The organism is Bacillus sp. 005/A4HT-01/001 (genome assembly GCF_004634445.1).
Classification (GTDB): Bacteria; Bacillota; Bacilli; order Bacillales; family Bacillaceae; genus Bacillus; species Bacillus altitudinis.
Genome location: NZ_SEIZ01000003.1, coordinates 110,306 through 126,125, shown reverse-complemented (window position 1 = coordinate 126,125; position 15,820 = coordinate 110,306). Strand labels below are relative to the sequence as shown.

Sequence of the window (15,820 nt, the reverse complement as noted above, 5' to 3'; positions counted from 1 at the left end):
CTTTTTATATTGAAGAAAAGAGGTTTTAGTATGACAAAAAAGACGATTTTCTCAGGCATTCAGCCTAGCGGTTCTGTGACATTGGGGAACTACATTGGAGCGATGAAGCAATTTGTCGATCTTCAGCATGATTACAACGGCTACTTTTGTGTGGTCGATCAGCATGCCATTACGGTGAGTCAGGATCGTTTAGCCCTTCGACAAAATATTAGAAGCTTAGCCGCTCTTTATTTGGCAGTGGGACTTGATCCAGAGAAGGCAACATTGTTTATCCAATCAGAGGTACCTGCCCACGCCCAGGCAGGATGGATGCTACAATGTGTCGCTTATATTGGGGAATTAGAAAGAATGACTCAATTTAAGGACAAATCTGCTGGTAAGGAAGCGGTCGTTTCAGGACTATTAACGTATCCGCCATTAATGGCTGGCGATATTTTGTTATACGGTACGGACTTAGTTCCTGTAGGAGAAGATCAAAAGCAGCATCTTGAATTAACGAGAACGCTTGCTGAACGCTTTAACCGAAAGTACAATGACATCTTCACTGTACCTGAAGTCAAAATTCCAAAAGAAGGCGCTCGGATTATGTCTTTAACTGACCCAACGAAAAAGATGAGCAAATCTGACCCGAACCAAAAATCCTTCATTACCTTATTAGATGAGCCAAAACAACTTGAAAAGAAAATCAAAAGTGCTGTGACTGATTCAGAAGGCATCGTCAAATATGACAAAGAAAACAAACCTGGAATTGCCAACTTGCTGACGATTTATTCTGTATTAGGGAACGTATCGATTGCAGAGCTTGAACAAAAATACGAAGGCAAAGGTTATGGTGAATTTAAGGGAGATCTTGCGAACGTTGTCGTGGATGCTTTAAAACCGATTCAAGATCGCTATTATGAACTCATTGAGTCAGATGAGCTTGACCGCATTTTAGATGAAGGTGCTGAAAAGGCTAACCGTGCGGCAAACAAAATGCTGAAAAAAATGGAGAATGCGATGGGTCTTGGCCGGAAACGCAAATAAAACAAGCTTGCAGCATATTCAGCTGCAAGCTTTTTCTAATTCACTTTTGATTCGTTTTCCATTTCCCAAAGTTTTTCAAAAAATGGCTGTCCTTTAATCATTTTTTCACAAAAGGCTAAATGGTTTTCTGACCATCCATCAATGGTTTCGTTATAAAGCATGTTCCAAATCTCCTCGAAAGACATTCGTTTGATCTGGTTGTACATGCGCGGATTCCATTCTGTATACCAATAGGCAATTTCTGCTCGGTTTTGAAGCCCCTTTAGTTGATCTAACGCCATAAACATCAGCTGCTTCAGCTGTCTTTCTTTTCTCGTTAATCCGCTGATATGCTGCGGTGGTAATGATAGGATGTGATATTCTTTCGTCGATTCAAGGCTGTCCGGCGTGAATTCATACTCCTCTGCCTTCACATCTTTCACCATTTCATATACCAATTGCTCCTGTCTTGGAATCAATCGGCTCTTTCTCACAGGAATGGAATAACCAATCGTATCCACAGCGATGATTCTTATCCCGTCCGTGACCACAAAGCAATACTCTAATTTACGGCGTTCATGATTTTTTCGAATATATGATTTCTCAAATACAGTCTCTAGCAGCGTCTTTGGCAGCTCTGATAGATCATTCTCTATGTAATCAAACAAAGGACTCTGCACCTTGAGTAAAGGTACTTGATCTAACAGCTCCACGCTGTCCTCCTTGCGCCACTCATGAAAATGACACACATTATAGCCATTCTCTTCCCCTTCAAACCAATTCACCCATACGTCATGAAGAAATAACATAACCAATCCCTCACTTTTTAAAAACTGTTGTCCACAGTATGGGCAAGGGATAGAGAAATTATTCCAACTTTATTAAAACTTCGCCCTGACGGAAGGACGGCTTTATTTCCTGGGAAAAGGAGAACGTCTCGCAGAGTCCTTTCACGATCTTCTATAAGCAGAACCTTATTTTAGCTTTTTAGGATCAAGGGCATCTCTCAGTCCATCACCTAAGAAGTTAAAGCATAAAACGGTAAGTAGAATCAGTAAACCTGGGAACAGTGGATACCACCATGCTTGCACCATGATGGAGAAATTTTGTGCATCTTGAAGCATGTTTCCCCAGCTCGCCGTTGGAGGCTGGATGCCAAACCCTAGATAGCTAAGTGTCGACTCAGCTAAAATAACAGAACCGACTTTCAATGTAGCAGACACAATGATAGGGCCGATACAGTTCGGTAAAATATGCGAAAAGATGATGACATGGTTTTTCGTTCCGATCGTTCTTGCTGCGAGTACGAATTCTCTTGTGCGAAGTGACAAGAATTCACTGCGGATCAGCCTGGCGGTTGTTGTCCAGCCAGTCAGCGCAAAAATTAAAATCAATTTATCAATACCCGGTTTAAAAATTGTCACTAGCGTGATCAAGAGAAAAATATCTGGAATAGACAATACCACATCCACCATTCTCATGAGCACAGAATCGACAAAGCCTTTAAAGTATCCCGCTACCGCCCCAATGACGGTTCCAATGGTGATGGCTCCGACTACCGAGACAAAGCCAACTAATAGAGACACCCTCGCTCCGTATAGCACCCTTGAAAAAATATCTCTGCCAAACTTGTCGGTTCCCATAAAATGCTCTGCACTTGGAGGCTGTAGCCGTTTCAATAAGTCTTGCTGTTCCGGTGCGTAAGGTGCGATCACCGGAGCGAAAATAGCCGAAAAGATAATGATCAATAAAATAGCGGAGCCGGCAACCGCCAATTTATTTTTGAAAAATTTCTCACAGAATAAACGAAGCATCGTCTCTGGTTTTGGCGGAAGGCCTTCTTTTAATTTGAGATCAACAGGAGGTGTTCCCATATTAGGTTGTGCCAATTGTGCCTCAGCTCCCTTCTAATATTCAATACGCGGATCAACGATCGCATAGAGAATATCCGCTATTAAGTTTCCAACGACCACGAGCACAGCAGAGATAACAGTCATCGCCATAATGACGGGATAATCTCTTGAAAAAGCAGAATCGATAAACAGTTTCCCAAGCCCTGGCCATGTGAAGATTTGTTCCACCACGACTGCGCCGCCAATAAAGGATGGAATCATGAGTCCAAAGATCGTAATAACAGGCATCAGACCGTTTCTCAATCCATGTTTGAAGATGACTTTGTTCTCTCTAAAACCTTTCGCTCGCGCCGTGCGAATGTAATCCTGCCGCATCACATCGAGCATACTTGACCTTGTATAACGTGTAAGGCCGGCCATATCAGCCGTTGCTAAAACAAAGGCCGGTAAAATAATATGATGAAGCCGGTCAAATAGATTAAAATCTGCATTTAAGGTAGAGACACCCCCGGTCGGAAACCATCCTAAATTCACTGATAACACCATTATAAGGATTAAACCAAACCAGAAATTCGGAATAGCCAGTCCGATAAATGATGTAACCGTAATACCATAGTCAAGTTTTGTATACGGACGTTTTGCTGAAAGAACACCAAATGGGATGGCAATGATCAGGGCAACTAATGTAGAAAAGATCATGAGGATGAGAGTATTAGGCAGCCGGGCAAAAATCAAATCCGACACGGGCGTTCCTTTTTTTACAATGGATGTGCCAAAGTCACCTTGAAGCATATTGCCGAGCCATTTCATATATTGCACATATTCAGGATCGTTCAAGCCGTACTTATCAATAAAGGCTTCCCGGTCTGCGGCACTAATGGTCGGGTCCATCATGAGTGACATCGGATCGCCTGGTGCTGCTTTCATAATCGCAAAGGACAAAATCGTAATACCAAACAGAATTGGGATGGAAAGAAGTGTCCTTCTAATGATATATGTAACCATATGCACAACTCCTTTTTCATCGGATGGCCATACTATGATGAAAAAAGGGGAGACCCCTCCCCCTTCTTCACTAGCAGACTACTGTTCAATCCACCATTTTTCGATTTTGTAATATTCATCTTTTGGGTGGTAAGAGTAGCCTTGTAGATTAGATGGCATCGCACGATGTGAGTTGGCATAATAAAGGAACGTATACGGCTGGTCTTCTGCAATCAGCTCATAAATTTTTTCATATGCCTTTGAATACTCTTTTCGATCACTCAAGTTTTTGGCATCAACTAGCAGTTTATCGACTTCTTCATTTTTATACCAAATGTTATTTAAGCCTTTTTCAGACTGACTTGAATGGAAAATACTGTATTGATCAGGGAATGTCGCTAAGCTCCAGCCGAGTAATAACGCATCATAATCCCATTTTGGCGGGGTTGTTTGTTCGATTAATGCACTAAATTCTACAATTTGCGGTTTTGCTTCAATGCCAATTTCTTTGAGCTGCTGCTGGACAACGACAGCAATATCTTCACGGACTTTGTTTCCTTGGTTCGTCTTCAAGACGAAGGAGAACTTCTTACCGTCCTTATCAAGATAACCATCTCCATCTGTATCCTCCCAGCCTTCTTCTTTCAGCATCTTTTTCGCTTTTTCTTGATCAAATTCAAATACTGGGACATTTTCATTTTTAGGGTAGTTCCATGACAGCGGGCTTTCTGGGATGTTGGCTACTTTCCCGTCTCCATCTAACACTTGATCTACAATGGTTTGACGATCAATGGCATGGGTAAGCGCTTGACGGACTTTTTTACTTTTGAACAGTTCGTTTTTCTGATTCCAGCCAATATATGAATAATTAAGCCCTAGATCAGATTCGATTTTGATGTTACTAACTTTTTCAGCTGTTTGCAGTTCTGCTCCAGGCACTGCAAAGAAATCAATATCACCTGCGGATAGCTGAGCCATGGCTGCATTTTGATCAGGAATCGTTTTAATGGTGACTGTATCAAGGTATGGGCGTCCATCCCAATAGTCATCAAATGCTTCGAGTTTGACATAGTCTCCTTCTTTCCACTCGGCAAATTTAAATGGGCCAGAGCCGATTGGATTTTTTCGGTTAAATTCATTTTCGCCAAGATCCTTTATAGGGACATCACCTAAAATATGCTTTGGTAAAATGCCATAGCTTCCTAGCGTGACGTTATAAAAATATGGATCTTTTTTATTCAGCTTAAATTCGACCGAATAGTCCCCTGTTTTTTTGACAGACTCTAATACTTCAAAGCCTGATCCACGCTCACCATTGTAATCCTTATTGATCGGAATGCTGTATGTAAACACAACATCATCAGCAGTCAGTTCTTCTCCATCATGAAACTTCACGCCTTTTCTAATGGTCACATCAAACTGTTTGCCGTCATCGGATTCTTTAATATCTTCTGCCAACGCCAGCTGTGGGTTAAGCTTTCCATCTGTTTGCAGTAAAAAGCTATAGATTCTCTCTTCAATATCAGAACTTGCAACGTCTGTTGAGTAAAGTGAGTTAAATAATGTAGGCTCTGCAATCGAACCAATGACAAGATCGCCACCTTGTACAGGTTTACCTGTGGATTTCTTTTCACTGTCTCCAGACGTTTTATTTCCACCAGAACAAGCAGCAAGGATCAATGTAAAGATCAGCAGTAAACTGACCAAAATGGACTTTCTCTTTCTATCTTTCATAGACAATTCCCCCTATCTTTTTTAAAAAATGATGACAGAAGCCCGTTTCATCCCCCCTCTCAAAGATGAGATCATACAAGCGTGATCAAGCGTCGTAGAGGTGGCAGGCCACAAAGTGGTTCGTTTTTAATTCTTGAAATTCTGGTACTTTTTCTTTACAGACTTCTTTCGCGTGTGGGCATCTTGTATGAAACACACAACCTTTTGGCGGATTTGCAGGGCTTGGTAAATCCCCTTGCAGCATAATCCGTTCCCTTTTCACCTGACCTTTTTTACGGGTGACTGGAACGGAAGATAAAAGCGCCTGTGTATACGGATGAAGCGGATCATCGTACAGGCTGTGCTTATCCGCAAGTTCCATCATTTTGCCAAGATACATGACGCCCACTCGATCACTAATGTGGCGGACCACACTGAGATCGTGAGAGATAAATAGATAGGTGAGGTCAAACTCTTCTTGAAGCTCTTCCATCAAATTGATGACCTGCGCCTGAATGGAGACGTCAAGCGCTGAAACAGGCTCATCTGCTATGATCATTTCAGGATTCATGGCAAGTGCACGAGCGATACCGATCCGCTGCCTTTGTCCACCGGAAAATTCGTGCGGGTATCGATTCGCAAAACTTGGGTGAAGGCCGACTTTGGATAAAAGCTGTTCTACTTTTTCATTTCTTTCTTTTAAGGAATATAAGTGATGTGTTTTGTAGGGTTCTTTGATGATACTTCGAAGTGTTTTTCTAGGGTTGAGTGATGCAAAGGGATCTTGAAAAACCATTTGGATGTTTTTCCTTGTTGATTGTCTTAGTTTTGATTCAGATACATGAGAGATATCTTGCCCTTTAAATAGAATTTGTCCTTCTGTTGGTTCATATAAACGAATCATCGTCCGTCCTAATGTGGATTTACCGCATCCAGACTCTCCAACGATGCCTAACGTTTCGCCTTTATAAATGTTTAAGTCGATGCCGTCAACCGCTTTGACTGCTCCTACTTTCTTTTGCAGCACCCCAGCTTTAATCGGAAAGTGTTTTCGTATATTTTTTAATTCCAGGATGGTTTCTTTCTCAGATCGATCTGTCATGTATGGTTGGTTTTCAGCAAGTGTCATGTTTGGCTTGCCTCCTCATATAAGAAACACCTGACGCTTCTACCATTTTCAAAGGTTGTCAGTTTGGGCAATTCACCTATGCAGCGTTCCATTACTTTCGGGCATCTTGGCGCAAAACGGCATCCTGCGGGAAGCTGATCTGGCGCAGGGACATTCCCTTTTATCGCCGTTAATGGCTGAATGTCTCCGTCAATGACCGGAATGGATTCAAGCAGTCCTTCTGTGTATGGATGAAGCGGCTGATCAAACAACTCTTCAACGGTTCCATTTTCAACAACCTGTCCGCAGTACATGACAATGACACGGTCTGCTACTTCCGACACAACACCTAAATCATGCGTAATGAGAAGTATAGATGTACCAAAGGTCGAACATAAATCTTTCATTAAGGTCAGCACCTGGGCTTGTATGGTCACATCGAGCGCAGTAGTCGGCTCATCCGCAATGAGGAGCTTCGGATCACAGCTTAGCGCAATGGCGATCATGACTCGTTGACGCATACCGCCGGATAAACGGTGCGGGTAATCTTTGATGATTTGTTCTGGCCTGGAAAAGCCTACAAGCTTTAGCAAGTCAATCGCTTTTTTGGTCGCTTCTTTTTTTGAAAGTTTTTTGTGGTAAATGAGGATTTCTGTTATTTGTTCCCCGATGGTTAAGACGGGATTAAGTGAGGTCATGGGTTCCTGAAAGATCATGGATACATCATTACCACGAATATTGCACAATTCCTTTTCACTATATGTAACAAGGTCTTTTCCATCAAGCTTAATGGAACCATCCATAATCTTCCCACCAGTCCCATTAATCAGACCCATGATGGATAAAGACGTAATACTTTTACCAGACCCAGACTCACCGACTAATGCGACTGTTTCCCCTTTTTTGATACTAAAATCAACGCCATCAACAGCAGGTATTGGTTCCTTTTTTCGAAAAAAATAGGTTTTTAAGTTTTGCACTTCAAGCAGTGTGCTCATGCATTCGCCCCTTTCTCCATAGATCAAATGAACCGAATCGAAAAATTCCGTCTTTTTAGAATAAAAAGAATTATCAAAATTTATATTTGTATATTATTACATCAGCATGACGAAATCAAGAAGTATTTAGTAAAATTGTAATATGTCACTTTTTTTGTGAATGTTTGTCTTTACGATTCTATCGCCTTTAAAAACGTTTCCGCTGGCTCCGCAATCATAGACTCCTCGCTGATTCGGTGCTCATCGAAATACTTTTTCACGATATAAAATCCAGTGGCATAGCCAAGCATTTTGGGGTAGTTCCCTTTTCCATAAAGGAGATTCTGTATCAGCCTTTCGTCGTCCTGCACTTTCTGATAAAGGTGACTGGATACCCATTTCTTGTACATGCGCTGCAGCTGCGATTCGTCATATAAAGTCGTCCACTTTGCTGTATAGCTTTCTCCATATCTATGATACACAGCATATTCAGCGAGCCCCTCCATCATGATTGTATCAAGGAATGTAAAATCTTTTTCTTCTTTCGTGAGAAAATGCAACCTGCATACATGGTGATATTCATGCGTCAGCAACGTACCGATTCGCTCCTTCGGTGTATGCGGGGATAAAAAAAGAAAGATTTTGTCATCAAATGCCATGCCGGATTGAAAGTAAAATTGTTCTCTGATCTCTTTGCTGCTCTCATTAACAGGCAAAATAAAGACGGGGACATCAGGACCTCCCCACTTTTTTTGCAGCGCTTTGTATTCTTTCATCACAAGCTTGAAATACCCTTTTTCTTTGAGCTTGTCGATCATTTCCTGGCAGGCGTTCCATGATCGCACCATTCCGTGATGTTGTAAATGGGCGAGAATAGATGATCCTTCTTTTTTCTCCGCTCCTTTAAAATAAGGGACAAAACGTGCCGCCAGCTCCTGAAATGATGATGATTGCTCAATGAGATATTGTGTATTGATCAGACCCATACCGCTGAACACCTCCATTTTCATCATATGCAAAAAGGCGGCGATCTGTTTATAGATCGCCGCCTTCTTAAGACATATTACGCTTCGTATTTTTTGAAGATAATTGTCGCATTGTGCCCGCCAAAACCAAGTGAGTTGCTCAACGCAACTTGTACTTCTTTTGAACGTGCTTCATTTGCTACATAATCAAGATCACATTCTTCATCTGGTGTTTCAAGGTTAATCGTTGGCGGAATGACACTGTCTTTAATCGCGAGAACAGAGAAAATCGCTTCTACTCCGCCTGCTGCGCCAAGTAAATGACCTGTCATTGATTTTGTCGAGCTGATCGCAAGCTGATTCGCATGCTCTCCAAACACTTCTTTAATCGCCATTGTTTCAAACTTATCATTATACGGTGTGCTTGTTCCGTGGGCATTGATATAATCAATTTCTTCCACTGTTAAACCTGCATCAAGAATTGCTTCTTTCATTGCACGTACGCCGCCTTCTCCGTTTGGAGCAGGTGCTGTGATATGGTATGCATCTCCAGTTGAACCGTAGCCAACGATTTCTGCATAAATGGTCGCACCACGTTTTAACGCATGCTCTAATTCTTCAAGAACAACAATTCCCGCTCCTTCACCCATAACAAATCCGTCACGGTTTTTATCAAATGGACGACTTGCTGTATCTGGATCAGGATTTGTCGAAAGGGCTTTGTTTGCACAGAAACCAGCAAACGACATTTTCGTTAATGGTGCTTCTGTTCCACCTGTAATCATCGCATCTGCATCTCCGCGCTGAATGACTTTAAAGGCATCACCAATGGAGTTTGTTCCTGTCGCACATGCTGTCACTGTACAAGAGTTAACCCCTTTTGCGCCAAGTGCAATTGAAATTTGACCTGTCGCCATATCTGGAATCATCATTGGAACGAAGAACGGGCTTACGCGTCTTGCTCCTTTATTTGAATACACTTCGAATTGCTCTTCGAATGTTTCAAGTCCGCCAATACCAGATCCAACCCATACCCCAACACGAGGTGCGTTTTCATCTGTAATTTCGAGGCGTGAATCTTCTAAAGCCTTTTGAGCAGCAACGACTGCATATTGTGTGAAGCGTGCCATCTTTCTCGCTTCTTTTTTCTCCATGTAATCTTCGATGTTAAAATCTTTTAGTTCTGCTGCTACTTTTGCTGTATATTCACTTGAATCAACACGTGTGATCGGGCCAACACCTGATACACCTGCTACAGCATTTTTCCATGTTGTCTCTACATCGTTGCCAAGAGGTGTCAAAGCACCTAATCCTGTAACAACTACTCGTTTCTTATCCATTAATTTGTGCACCCCACTCTTTTATCGGCCCCATCGCATAGCGATTGCGCCCCACGTTAATCCGCCACCAAAACCAACCATTACAATCACATCGCCGTCATGAATTTTTCCGGCTTCGATTTCTTCACATAGTGAAATTGGAATGGATGCTGCTGATGTGTTTCCATATTTATGGACTGTTTTCGACATTTTTTCAACTGGCAGCTCTAAGCGTTCGCGTGCTGCTTCCATAATGCGAATGTTTGCTTGATGCGGAATCAAGAAGTCTACGTCTTCTTTTGATAGTCCAGCTTTTTCTATCACGTTTACGCTTGACTCGCCCATTTGTCTCACAGCAAATTTAAATACTTCTCTTCCATTCATGATTGTATGATCTTTTTCATCTAAGTACAAGTGCTTCCCGCCTCTTCCATCGGCTCCAAGCTCAAATGATAGAATTCCCTTGCCTTCGCTGACTGTTCCTAGTACAGCAGCACCTGCTCCATCTCCAAACAAAACAGCTGTGTTGCGGTCATCCCAGTCGGTAATGCGAGAAAGCTTTTCTACACCAACGACAAGCACATGTTTGTAAGTGCCAGATTCGATAAATTGTTTTCCAGTAACAAGCCCATACATAAAGCCAGCGCAGGCAGCGCTAATATCCATTGCACATGCTTTATGTGCACCGAGCTGCTCTTGAATCATACAAGCGACTGTCGGAAATGCTTGATCTGGCGTAACTGTCGCTACAAGAATCATATCAATATCTTCTGCAGCCACATCTGCGTCAGCTAATGCTTTTTTTGCAGCAGCAAGCGCCATATGAGATGTATTGACATCATCAGATGCAATTCTTCTTTCTTCTATACCTGTTCTAGTACGAATCCACTCGTCAGAAGTTTCAACCATTTTTTCTAAATCGCGATTTGTTAATACTTTTTCAGGTATATAGCGGCCAAGGCCAATAATTCCAGCATTCATTGAATAAGACTCCTTTTACTCATACGAGCATGTGATATTGTGATCTTATATTAGTATCTGGTACTAATTTTACCTTATTTTTTTCTCCTTGGCAATACAAACGTCTAACCTTTCCTCTCACTTTTTTCATAGATTAATGATATACCAATAGTAGAAAGGAACATGTGATATGGCGCAAAAGGATATTTTCTCAGCAATGATGTTTGGTCAGCCACTTGAAAAGGAGAAAAGCAAGACAGAAAAAAAGGAGGAGCGTGCAGAGACTTCTTCAAGTGATGACTCCATTGACTACATGCATGTCATGAATCAAATTGGAAACATTATGAACTCCATCGATGAGCTGAAGCCTGTGTTTAAAGATGTTGGTCCTATGATTAGTGCCTTCAAGAAAAAATTATCATAAAAAAAAGCCACTATTCTGTGGCTTTTTCTGATGCTGCATCTGCTTTTCCAAGCTCATATGCCTCTTGCATGACAGATGTAAACAAAGAGAGAAGCGGCTGAAGTGCTTCTGGATCAAGCTGAATCCCTGCTTTATCTAATTCTTCTTTTGCTTGTGGAAAATACTTCATCGCAATTTGTAAAAACTCCATCGATTTTTCGTGTTGCATGTTCAACGTCCTCACTTTTCATTTGGCAATTTGCCTGTTTTTTTGTAATTCGCAATATCCTTCTCAATGTCTTTCACAAAAGCGCGGTCTATGGTTGAGCTAAATTTCCCCATTTCGATCACTCCTTCTTTAAAGTCAAAGGAGTACTCACCTTGTTCGTTTAGCTTGCCTTCATTAAACTTCTTCGCAATGATACTGTACGCTTTATCGACATGCTGTACAGTGCTAGTTAACACCGTATGGCTTCCAAGGTTGGATTGATCAGTGACATATCCGATCGCAGATAGATTGTCGGTTTTGATTTGTTCAATGACAGGGATATTATAACCATCACCTGCTGGATACACAACATCTACACCTTGTTTTTTCAATTTTTGATAGAGGTTCACCGCTTTGTCAGCATCATCCCAGTTTTCGACAAATTCCGCTAGGACTTGCACATGTTCATCCTGATATTTTGCACCTTTGATAAAACCGTCTACTTCACTTTGCCAATCATATGTAGCCAGAATACCAATCTTTTTTGTTTTGGACATATGTGCTGCTGTCATGCCTCCGAAAAAGCCCATTGCTTCTCCTTTAAACGTGACGTTTGTGACATTATCAGCTTGAGGCTTGCCTCCATTGACCGTGATAAATTGTGTTTTCGGATAATCTTCACTGATCAAGTTGAAAATTTCGCTGTATTCATTGCCATGGCCAATAATTAAATTGACTCCTTTTTTATGAAATTCTTCAATGGCATCAACGATTTTCTCCTTGTCGACCATCCCTTCCTTATAATAAACATCTACACCAAATGTTGATTGGATATTTAATAAGCCTTTATAACCTTTCGTTCCCCAAACTTGATCATTAATCGTATCGGGGACGAGTAAACCCACCTTCTCAATATGTCCTTTTAACGGCGCCTGCGAGCAGGCAGATAGCATAAGAAGAAGGAACGAAAAGATCATGACAAGCCGCTGGTACTTCATGCCATGTTCAACTCCCTTTGCAACACGCAGGCATGAACCTGTATGTTAAATATAGGTTTATTTTATACTGAAAAAAGATAAGATGGAAGATCATTCTTGCTTTTTGTCGAAAAATGTTGAGTTTTGTCTTTTCCATTCTGCTATGATTTCTTCTGCTTGTTTGTCACCTGTTTGTCTTTCTACCTTCAATTGATGAATGATTTCCTGCCTTTGATCGGTGCGTGCCCACTTTAAAAGCTCCTTTGCGACATCTTCTACAAAAAATGTGTGATCATCCTTTATTCGTCTCTCTTCATAGAGTGTCCACGGACCAAACATGCGTGGAAGGATAACAGCCGAAACGCTTTGTTCATGCGAATGGCTTTCGGGTTCTTCGTAAAACAAGCGGTATTTGCCATGCTTCGCTTCGAGGTCTGTCTCTCTGTTCATTGAATCATCTGATTGAAAAAAGATCAGGTCATATGCCTCTTTCCTATCTTGACCATCAATAACGCGGACAAGATCATTGCGGCCGAGCCACATCATCCGCTCTTCTAATAACATTTTTTGCTCCTCTGACTGCTCCTTAGGATATGTGATATCCACTTGTATGCCCTCTTTCATCATATATTCACAAAGTGTCAGGCCAAAAAATTCATCTGCACCTATGATCAGTCCTGTTTCCATGTTCATGTCCCCTTTTTTAGCATATCGAATAAAAAGAAGAGCCCTTTCCATGAAGGGCTGTTATCATCCTATTCATTACAATTCTCTTTCATGCGATTTATAAAACTTGTGAATGGACTGAAAGATTCTTCTTGGATGATCAAACATATGCAAGGTAAGGTCCATCTGACAATGGTCTGGATTCATCATATGCTGATCAATAAAAGGCTTTGCGTGTAGTTCATAGGCATACGGTGCGCCGTTTAGTCTCTGCCATATATGAATCGGTACATGAGCTGAATGAACGGGGCAAGAAGGAAGTGGATACGTTTCAGCTTCCTTTGCAGAGCACCCATAGCTCTGTGCGAGTTCTTTCATGAACTGTTTGTAGAAGAATTTGTGTTCCTTTTCTCTTTCTCTTTGTGCTTGCAGGTGTAAACATGGATTCATCATGGCTATAGACCTTAGCACTTCTGGCATTTCTTCGGCAAGACTCATGGCGACAAGTGCGCCCATTCCCTCTGCAAGCACATGAATTTCCCGGTTTAATATTTCTTGTTTTAATGTGTGATGAACAAGCTGTTTCGCACTAAAAACAGCATCTTCACATCCCCAGTGATTCCCATGAAGATGACTATTAAACAATGTATATCCTTCATCCTTTAAAGCAGTTAAAAGCTGGTTTCTTCCGTAATGCTGAAGCCAGAATGATGTATTTTCCTGCACAAAGTGATTTCGGTCACCGAGGATTAGAATGCCAAAGCCATTTGGTTTTTGAGGAAGGTGAATGACGTTCCACTGGGAACCAAGCTGGAAAAAACGTTCGCTTACACCCATATGGCCAGCCTCCTTTCAGTGATTCTGCTTTCTATGATATGAACAACAACTCTTGTAGGAATAAGGAAATCCCCTAAAGACAGAAGAATTCTTTTTATTTTTATAGTAGAAGGTCTCAAAATGGTCACATAAAGGCGGAAAACAGTCTTTTCTCTGAACTCGTATCTATGGTATGATAGTCAATAGATTGTTACATAAAGGACGGTGGAATAATGCATTACATTATCACCCTCATTTGGACTTTTCTGCTGACACATATGGCTGGTTACATCGTTTCATCTATGAATGGAGCTGCTTATGATTTTACGTTAACTTCCATTCTTGCCATAGTGTTTACGGTTATTTTATTCATCTTTGCTGAAGTAAGTCCAATGAAAGAAACAGAAAGTTCAACAGAACATTCTTAATATTGCTGGAAAAGAGCTAATGATTTGAGGTTAGCTCTTTTTCTTTTTTTCAGAATGATGACCAGAAGTTGAGAGCGCACGCTAAAACCCCCTGCCGTCAATTACAGGGGGTTTTTTGAGTTACACCTCAACCGTTTCGGACTTCTGTTTGTCTGCTGACAAATGGCTTTTCGCTAGCCCTGTGAACAGGAAGATCGCGATGCCTGATAAAATTTCAAGCACACCACCCCCCGCAATGACAGGTCCTGCTCCAAAGCGTTCTGCCAGAACGCCCGATATGACGGCTGCAAGCGGGAGAAAGACATTTGATGACGCATTGATCACGGCATATACTTGCGGCTGATCTTCTTGGTCAACAGACGTTTGAATAATGACCATCTCTGGGACATTGATTGCACTGACGGCTGCACCAAAAATAAAGGAAGCTAGAAGAACGACTGGAAGCCATGTACTCATTCCAGTGATAAAGAATGCAGCTCCTTCAATCATGCCTGCGACAATAAAGAACAAGCCGAATCTTTTGATTTTCACCTTCGCCAGTGCAAAGCCCATCATAAACGCACCAACTGCGGCGACACCTCTTAAAATGGAATACACCATTGAATCACTTTGCAGCGCTTCTGCTACATATACAGCGGATAATGCCTGCCACGGAGCTGCGGCGACATTCATTAAAATACAATAAAGGGTTAGTGCAAATAAAATATGATGATTTTTAACGACTAGAAAGCCTCTTTTTAAGTTATACAGATATGTATTCTTTGCTTGTTTAATGTCTGCTGCTTTTTCTGCATCTGACTTTTGGAGTTTAACGCCAATAATGAACAAGCCCGATATGATAAATAAAGCAGTGGTGATCAGGAGCGTATCTGCAGGGCCAATTAATTTGACCAAAAGACCAGCGACCATCACCGCAGCAAGTGCGACAATTTCAAAAGATGATTGCAGGATCGCATTTGCTTTTTGAATGAGATGCTTTGGAACAATCTGAGGCAGGATGGCCACAGAAGCCGGGTTATATGCTGCACCTGTTGCCGATTGAATAACCATTAATGAGATCAATAACCATAGAGGCAATATGTGCGAAAAATGCAGTAGTGGAATAATGAGTACAATGGTTGCTCGAATGACATCTGAAGCAAACATCCATTTAGATAAATGATGTCTTTTCATAAGAGGTCCTAGTATTGGGGCCAACAATGATGAAGGAAGAACTGTCACTGCTAGAAGAAGTCCGGTACCGAGCGCTCCATCCCCTCTTAAAATCAATAACCAAAGAACGGATGTAAAAGCAAAACTTTCTCCTGTATTTTTTATGAGTCTTGATATGAACAATGAGGTGAAGCGTTTATTCCAAACACTTTCACTGAGATTCATCTTTTCCATCACACAAATCCTTTCAACCTTATACTATTTTTACATATTTTACCTTAATCTT

The 15,820-nt window shown here is 41.4% G+C and carries 17 protein-coding genes; 3 read left to right on the top strand and 14 right to left on the bottom strand.

Annotated elements, in window-relative coordinates; translation table 11 throughout:
- Positions 1–30: 30 nt before the first annotated feature.
- Positions 31–1,026: a tryptophan--tRNA ligase gene (gene trpS / locus ES896_RS10265; RefSeq protein ID WP_008348488.1), complete on the top strand. Its 996-nt coding sequence runs from the start codon at positions 31–33 to the stop codon at positions 1,024–1,026.
- A gap of 35 nt (positions 1,027–1,061) precedes the next feature.
- On the opposite strand, the gene ES896_RS10260 is transcribed toward trpS, so the two are convergent.
- The 9 genes from ES896_RS10260 to ES896_RS10220 form a co-directional block, all read right to left on the bottom strand.
- Positions 1,062–1,814 (bottom strand): YjbA family protein, encoded by a 753-nt coding sequence (locus ES896_RS10260; RefSeq protein ID WP_025207150.1) that lies wholly within the window; start codon positions 1,812–1,814, stop codon positions 1,062–1,064.
- 165 nt (positions 1,815–1,979) lie between these two features.
- Positions 1,980–2,879 carry an oligopeptide ABC transporter permease gene (opp4C, locus tag ES896_RS10255; protein ID WP_017360169.1) on the bottom strand — a complete coding sequence of 300 codons (900 nt, stop codon included), beginning with the start codon at positions 2,877–2,879 and terminating at the stop codon, positions 1,980–1,982.
- Positions 2,880–2,912: 33 nt separating this feature from the next.
- A complete protein-coding gene (locus ES896_RS10250; protein ID WP_008348492.1) occupies positions 2,913–3,863 on the bottom strand; it encodes an ABC transporter permease in 951 nt (316 codons plus the stop codon).
- Positions 3,864–3,941: 78 nt separating this feature from the next.
- Positions 3,942–5,576 (bottom strand): peptide-binding protein, encoded by a 1,635-nt coding sequence (locus ES896_RS10245; protein ID WP_008348494.1) that lies wholly within the window; start codon positions 5,574–5,576, stop codon positions 3,942–3,944.
- Between the two features lie 85 nt (positions 5,577–5,661).
- Positions 5,662–6,657 (bottom strand): ABC transporter ATP-binding protein, encoded by a 996-nt coding sequence (locus tag ES896_RS10240; RefSeq protein WP_025207148.1) that lies wholly within the window; start codon positions 6,655–6,657, stop codon positions 5,662–5,664.
- A 23-nt stretch (positions 6,658–6,680) separates the two neighbouring features.
- Positions 6,681–7,661: an ABC transporter ATP-binding protein gene (locus tag ES896_RS10235; RefSeq protein WP_035392443.1), complete on the bottom strand. Its 981-nt coding sequence runs from the start codon at positions 7,659–7,661 to the stop codon at positions 6,681–6,683.
- Positions 7,662–7,831: 170 nt separating this feature from the next.
- On the bottom strand, positions 7,832–8,626 hold the full coding sequence (locus tag ES896_RS10230; protein ID WP_017360172.1) for a DUF2268 domain-containing putative Zn-dependent protease: 795 nt from the start codon (positions 8,624–8,626) through the stop codon (positions 7,832–7,834).
- Positions 8,627–8,703: 77 nt separating this feature from the next.
- On the bottom strand, positions 8,704–9,945 hold the full coding sequence (gene fabF / locus ES896_RS10225; protein WP_135226776.1) for a beta-ketoacyl-ACP synthase II: 1,242 nt from the start codon (positions 9,943–9,945) through the stop codon (positions 8,704–8,706).
- 21 nt (positions 9,946–9,966) lie between these two features.
- Positions 9,967–10,905 carry a beta-ketoacyl-ACP synthase III gene (locus ES896_RS10220; RefSeq protein WP_024720058.1) on the bottom strand — a complete coding sequence of 313 codons (939 nt, stop codon included), beginning with the start codon at positions 10,903–10,905 and terminating at the stop codon, positions 9,967–9,969.
- Positions 10,906–11,074: 169 nt separating this feature from the next.
- Here ES896_RS10220 and ES896_RS10215 point away from each other — a divergent pair, with 169 nt between their 5' ends.
- Positions 11,075–11,308, top strand: a complete 234-nt coding sequence (locus ES896_RS10215; protein WP_008348506.1) for a hypothetical protein — start codon at positions 11,075–11,077, stop codon at positions 11,306–11,308.
- Positions 11,309–11,318: 10 nt separating this feature from the next.
- Here the strand turns inward: ES896_RS10215 and ES896_RS10210 are convergent, their stop codons facing one another.
- The 4 genes from ES896_RS10210 to ES896_RS10195 all read right to left on the bottom strand — a co-directional run bounded on the left by ES896_RS10210 (position 11,319) and on the right by ES896_RS10195 (position 13,975).
- Entirely contained in the window at positions 11,319–11,516 is a 198-nt protein-coding gene (locus ES896_RS10210; protein WP_024720057.1) for a ComZ family protein, read from the bottom strand.
- 11 nt (positions 11,517–11,527) lie between these two features.
- Positions 11,528–12,493 carry a BMP family ABC transporter substrate-binding protein gene (locus tag ES896_RS10205; protein WP_017360174.1) on the bottom strand — a complete coding sequence of 322 codons (966 nt, stop codon included), beginning with the start codon at positions 12,491–12,493 and terminating at the stop codon, positions 11,528–11,530.
- A 90-nt stretch (positions 12,494–12,583) separates the two neighbouring features.
- Positions 12,584–13,159 (bottom strand): nad binding enzyme, encoded by a 576-nt coding sequence (locus tag ES896_RS10200; protein WP_135226775.1) that lies wholly within the window; start codon positions 13,157–13,159, stop codon positions 12,584–12,586.
- A gap of 75 nt (positions 13,160–13,234) precedes the next feature.
- A complete protein-coding gene (locus ES896_RS10195; RefSeq protein ID WP_007499048.1) occupies positions 13,235–13,975 on the bottom strand; it encodes a hypothetical protein in 741 nt (246 codons plus the stop codon).
- A gap of 212 nt (positions 13,976–14,187) precedes the next feature.
- On the opposite strand from ES896_RS10195, the gene ES896_RS10190 reads away from it, so the two are divergent.
- Positions 14,188–14,382 (top strand): YjzD family protein, encoded by a 195-nt coding sequence (locus ES896_RS10190; RefSeq protein ID WP_024720055.1) that lies wholly within the window; start codon positions 14,188–14,190, stop codon positions 14,380–14,382.
- A gap of 120 nt (positions 14,383–14,502) precedes the next feature.
- Here the strand turns inward: ES896_RS10190 and ES896_RS10185 are convergent, their stop codons facing one another.
- Positions 14,503–15,768 carry an MFS transporter gene (locus tag ES896_RS10185; RefSeq protein ID WP_007499050.1) on the bottom strand — a complete coding sequence of 422 codons (1,266 nt, stop codon included), beginning with the start codon at positions 15,766–15,768 and terminating at the stop codon, positions 14,503–14,505.
- Positions 15,769–15,820 lie beyond the last annotated feature (52 nt).

Excerpts from the sequence above, each read along its gene's own strand:
- trpS (WP_008348488.1), top strand. The coding sequence starts at position 31 with ATGACAAAAAAGACGATTTTCTCAGGCATTCAGCCTAGCGGTTCTGTG.
- ES896_RS10260 (WP_025207150.1), bottom strand. The coding sequence starts at position 1,814 with ATGTTATTTCTTCATGACGTATGGGTGAATTGGTTTGAAGGGGAAGAG.
- opp4C (WP_017360169.1), bottom strand. The coding sequence starts at position 2,879 with ATGGGAACACCTCCTGTTGATCTCAAATTAAAAGAAGGCCTTCCGCCA.
- ES896_RS10250 (WP_008348492.1), bottom strand. The coding sequence starts at position 3,863 with ATGGTTACATATATCATTAGAAGGACACTTCTTTCCATCCCAATTCTG.
- ES896_RS10245 (WP_008348494.1), bottom strand. The coding sequence starts at position 5,576 with ATGAAAGATAGAAAGAGAAAGTCCATTTTGGTCAGTTTACTGCTGATC.
- ES896_RS10240 (WP_025207148.1), bottom strand. The coding sequence starts at position 6,657 with ATGACAGATCGATCTGAGAAAGAAACCATCCTGGAATTAAAAAATATA.
- ES896_RS10235 (WP_035392443.1), bottom strand. The coding sequence starts at position 7,661 with ATGAGCACACTGCTTGAAGTGCAAAACTTAAAAACCTATTTTTTTCGA.
- ES896_RS10230 (WP_017360172.1), bottom strand. The coding sequence starts at position 8,626 with ATGGGTCTGATCAATACACAATATCTCATTGAGCAATCATCATCATTT.
- fabF (WP_135226776.1), bottom strand. The coding sequence starts at position 9,945 with ATGGATAAGAAACGAGTAGTTGTTACAGGATTAGGTGCTTTGACACCT.
- ES896_RS10220 (WP_024720058.1), bottom strand. The coding sequence starts at position 10,905 with ATGAATGCTGGAATTATTGGCCTTGGCCGCTATATACCTGAAAAAGTA.
- ES896_RS10215 (WP_008348506.1), top strand. The coding sequence starts at position 11,075 with ATGGCGCAAAAGGATATTTTCTCAGCAATGATGTTTGGTCAGCCACTT.
- ES896_RS10210 (WP_024720057.1), bottom strand. The coding sequence starts at position 11,516 with ATGCAACACGAAAAATCGATGGAGTTTTTACAAATTGCGATGAAGTAT.
- ES896_RS10205 (WP_017360174.1), bottom strand. The coding sequence starts at position 12,493 with ATGAAGTACCAGCGGCTTGTCATGATCTTTTCGTTCCTTCTTCTTATG.
- ES896_RS10200 (WP_135226775.1), bottom strand. The coding sequence starts at position 13,159 with ATGGAAACAGGACTGATCATAGGTGCAGATGAATTTTTTGGCCTGACA.
- ES896_RS10195 (WP_007499048.1), bottom strand. The coding sequence starts at position 13,975 with ATGGGTGTAAGCGAACGTTTTTTCCAGCTTGGTTCCCAGTGGAACGTC.
- ES896_RS10190 (WP_024720055.1), top strand. The coding sequence starts at position 14,188 with ATGCATTACATTATCACCCTCATTTGGACTTTTCTGCTGACACATATG.
- ES896_RS10185 (WP_007499050.1), bottom strand. The coding sequence starts at position 15,768 with ATGGAAAAGATGAATCTCAGTGAAAGTGTTTGGAATAAACGCTTCACC.